The 4,031-nt window shown below is 37.9% G+C and carries 4 protein-coding genes and 1 pseudogene; 1 reads left to right on the plus strand and 4 read right to left on the minus strand.

Annotated features, from left to right (window positions below; all coding sequences use genetic code 11):
* The coding region (locus tag PVV68_RS09670; protein WP_273782981.1) for an addiction module antidote protein at positions 1-219 on the plus strand (219 nt) is incomplete at its 5' end.
* 35 nt (positions 220-254) lie between these two features.
* On the opposite strand, the gene PVV68_RS09675 is transcribed toward PVV68_RS09670, so the two are convergent.
* The 4 genes and pseudogenes from PVV68_RS09675 to PVV68_RS09690 all read right to left on the minus strand — a co-directional run bounded on the left by PVV68_RS09675 (position 255) and on the right by PVV68_RS09690 (position 3,820).
* Positions 255-635, minus strand: coding sequence for a hypothetical protein (locus PVV68_RS09675; RefSeq protein WP_273757220.1), 381 nt, complete (start codon positions 633-635; stop codon positions 255-257).
* A 21-nt stretch (positions 636-656) separates the two neighbouring features.
* Entirely contained in the window at positions 657-1,784 is a 1,128-nt protein-coding gene (locus PVV68_RS09680) for a N4-gp56 family major capsid protein (protein ID WP_273782982.1), read from the minus strand.
* 94 nt (positions 1,785-1,878) lie between these two features.
* Positions 1,879-2,442: pseudogene (locus tag PVV68_RS09685) on the minus strand (hypothetical protein); the annotation flags it as partial.
* Between the two features lie 559 nt (positions 2,443-3,001).
* Entirely contained in the window at positions 3,002-3,820 is an 819-nt protein-coding gene (locus PVV68_RS09690; RefSeq protein ID WP_273782983.1) for a hypothetical protein, read from the minus strand.
* Positions 3,821-4,031: the final 211 nt, after the last annotated feature.

Consider the following 4,031-nt stretch of genomic DNA (forward strand, 5'->3'; position numbering starts at 1 on the left):
AATGAAGCTTTCAAAACAGGTGATGCTGCTCATATAGCTGATGCCATCGGAATTGTTGCTCGTGCTCAAAATATGAGTGCTTTAGCAAAAGAAACAAACCGTGAACGCAGTGGCTTATATCGCTCCTTAAGTAAAACTGGTGACCCTAAGCTTTCGACTTTAGTTGCTGTGTTATCTGCCCTTAATTTGCAATTGATTGTACAATCTTCTACCTCTTAAACTGAAGGGGAGTGAAGATCTCTCTCCCCTTCATTTCAGTGATTGGTAACAAATTGCACAACCACAACACATTCACCAGCTGCCGTTGTTTTATCGCGGGTGGCATAAAGGGTAGTCTCCTTATCATCCGCAATAAAAGCCTTTTGATCTGTTGGCGTAAAGTCCTGTGTGCTTTGGGTTTTGATCTCTTTCTCACCGTGTTCACTCCCCCCATAGGTGCTCCCTATCTTCAATTTCGCCTCTGGAAATGCTGTCTTCACAAAGGCTTTAATCGAAGTAATCACAGCTCCACGGGGTAAGATCCCTATTTTCTCGGTAAGATGCTTATCTTTATGTGAGATATTCAATCGTAAGAAACTCACCTGTTGGGTGTGAAGATTTCTGCCCTGCAATGGGGCTGGTAAATAATCTGCCATCTCTTTTCTCCTTCTTTATGATTATGCTGCTGCTTCACCGCTGTAGGTGGGGATAACAATCGTTCCAAAATCTTGCGCTGTCTGTGCACTACCTGGCATTTGGAAACGTGTTTTTTTCATGCCTATTAGCGTTTTGGCGGCAACACCAAATTCACGTTCATAATCAAAATATTCTTCCTTAAGAGTATAATGCGTTGCACTGTGATTTTTCCCAAAACCTATCACTGCACTTTGGGCTCCTAAGAACACCGCACGACGTACACTTTTTACCGCTGTATTATCGGTGGATTTAACACCGTGGGTGACATGGATTGCTTCGCGTAAAACAACACCATTATACATGCCAAGCGAACCATCAAAGATGGGGTTCTTCGCACGAGACGTTGCATAAACAGATTTTTGGATATCTAACCATTCACCAGCGGCTGTATTGGTACGCAATTGCATCACTTGGGTTGGGTGCAAATACAAAACATATACATCATCACCGTTGACATGAACCGGAGTGATTTGCGGATTAGCAAGTTTGGCTTGTTTTACCGCTTCATCAATCAATTTAAGACTAAAGCTATGTTTGGCTTTATCGTTGAGATCTTCATCCTTGGTCTTGCCATCAGGACGTATAATACGTTCACTGCTTGGCGCCATAATCGGATTAAAACCGTAATGAACCGGCTTAATATAGACTTCTCGACCATCAACACTAAGAGTACTTGCTGTATAACCACACACCTGTAAAAAGAACATGATGCTTAAACGATTGGCATACCAGCGAACCAAACCTTCTTTGGCTTTCTTGCGTAAATTCGGTAGAATTCTCTGTTGATCAATCGAGTCATCATTGGCAACACGTGCTGCATGTAAGAGCTCGTTAATGACTAACCTATCATTCATAAATTGAAGCGCTTCTTCATTCCCCTCTAAGGTTTCTCCCTGTGTGACACCATCCCCAAATAAATTCACAAGCAGGCTAAATGTAACGCTATCCCCTGCACTCTTATGGGTTTCGTTGTAAAGCTGGATAATGCTGTTTGAGCTTTTCCCTATCAACGGGGCTATTTTCGTTGCTTTTAAAACTTCATTGCTTAATTTTTTTGACCACAGTTTCACCGCTTGCGGATCATGGGTCATGATATGTGTTGTTGTCATTTTTGATTTCACCTTTCTTTGCTGTAAAAAAAACCGGCTTTAAGCCGGTGGAAAACCCGCATCAAAAGCGGATTATGCTGTTAATATCTGTTGCCTAATCTGGATTTGCACCCATGATTTCGTAAAAACGCGCTTCATTCTTCGGATTGGATATCCAAACATCAAATTCTTTCTCTGACATATTGGCAAGAGCCTCTTTAGTCATCGGACCAACATTTCCTCCTCCACCAGAAGCTGTTAAAGTCCTCGCAGAATTCTGACGACTCTCAAGCGCTGCAACTTGATGATGAGCTTGTACGACTTGGTTCTGATAACCGCAGTTTTGGGCTATCTTATAAAGCTCTTCTGCCGGATTGAGATTTCTTTGTGCACACGTCGCTACAATCGTACGCAACTCATCCCCTATAATCGCATCTATCGTGCTCTTATTGGCATAATCTGGATAAACGCTTGACCATGCATTCAACTGCTTCGCACGCGTCTCATAAAGAAAATTCGCTGCTGCATCAAAATCACTGTATTTATCTTTAACAGATGCAACAGAATTTTCTAAAAACTGGTTCAAATGTCCATTAAATTCTTGATATTCAATCGCTTGCCTTTGCACATCTTGCTGCGCTCTAATATACGCATCCTGCTCTTGAAGCTTTTTCCCCAAACATCACATTATCATAAAAAACACAATAAAGTCAATATGTTGAGTGCAATTATTTTATATGAATCCACTTAAGAATCCACACTTTTATGCATGATTCATTTGACCATTTTTTATAAACAATTGCCATGTATGAATAGATCATAAAAAGCAAATCATGATGTAAATATTATAACGCATGTGTGTATTCAAATGAAATGAAAAGCAGCTACCATTTATAACAGTTCATAAATTTTATGATACGTTTTTATCACTTAAAAATCGCATTGTTTTAAAATTTAGTCGTTTGGAATGATCTATAACATACGTTTAAAGATCACATCTTGTTTTAACGATTGGATTGTTAATCGCATAAAAAGAAACAAATTAACGTTCGCCAAAATTGACGAGCGTAAAATCTAAAGATGTTATAGTAACATTAGATTGTTCTATAAGAGGGTAATTTTTAAGATAACAATAAAATTTTAAAACAGCATTAAAGTATATAATTACGAGTTTTTATTATAATGTGAAAAAGCTTGTCATTTATCCACTATCTCGTGTTTTCTAGATGATTTATAGTTTAATTGTTAGGTTTTCGGATATCACAATCTAACTTACCTAAAATTGCAGTCCCGTTATAAACTTTAGCATTGCCAAAAACTTCAGCGTTTTTATAAACTTTAGCATTGCCAAAAACTTCGGCATAGCCGTAAACTTTAGCATTGCCATAGATTTTGGAATTTTCATAGATTTTGGCATTCTCATAGACTTTGGCATTACCTAGAACTTCTGCGCTTTTATAAATTTTAGCATTGTCATAGATTTCAGCATCGTCATAAATTTTAGCATTGTCATAGACTTTGGCATTGCCATAAATCTTTGCATAGCCATAAACTTCGGTAATTTCGTGAATATAGGCTCTAAAAGCACCGATTTTCCCATAAACTTCCGAAAATTCATAGACTTTAGCATTGCCATAAATTCTAGCATCGTCATAAATTTTAGCATTGTCACAGATTTTAGCATTCTCATAAACGCAGGCTTTGCCGTAAACTTTAGCATTGCCATAAATTCTAGCATTGCCATAAATTCTAGCATCGTCATAGATTTCAGCATCGTCATAAATTCTAGCATTGTCATAGACTTTGGCATTGCCATAGACACAAGCGCCAGAATATACCCAACAGTCGCCGTAATGGGATAAATTTTTTCCTTTTTCTATAAAACCACCTAAATCACCTGCTTTAACATCACCAAAATCCTTAACAGCTTTAATACGATAAACCGCGTGTGTTCCAATTGATCTTATATCATCTGTAAATTTATATTTTTTTTCTACGCTTGTGAACCAAAACATAAGAGAAAAGCCTCCTGAAAGAAGATATTTTGTTTCCCCCATATTGGATTTTTCTAATCTGATTCTAATCTATTTTTAATAGTTATAATCAGAAACAAGATATTTTTTTAAGCCCCCCCCCCCACACCGTTCTTTATTCTGTTTCATCAACAATCTTGACAAGGTTATCGCTTTCATAAACCTCATAATTTATAGGAACTTTCCTTACTTTGCTTCTCTTGGTTAATTTCGCATTGCCATAAGCGCGACCCCA

This window comes from Bartonella sp. ML69XJBT, assembly GCF_028618515.1.
Classification (GTDB): domain Bacteria; phylum Pseudomonadota; class Alphaproteobacteria; order Rhizobiales; family Rhizobiaceae; genus Bartonella.

Excerpts from the sequence above, each read along its gene's own strand:
- PVV68_RS09680 (WP_273782982.1), bottom strand. The coding sequence starts at position 1,784 with ATGACAACAACACATATCATGACCCATGATCCGCAAGCGGTGAAACTG.
- PVV68_RS09675 (WP_273757220.1), bottom strand. The coding sequence starts at position 635 with ATGGCAGATTATTTACCAGCCCCATTGCAGGGCAGAAATCTTCACACC.
- PVV68_RS09690 (WP_273782983.1), bottom strand. The coding sequence starts at position 3,820 with ATGGGGGAAACAAAATATCTTCTTTCAGGAGGCTTTTCTCTTATGTTT.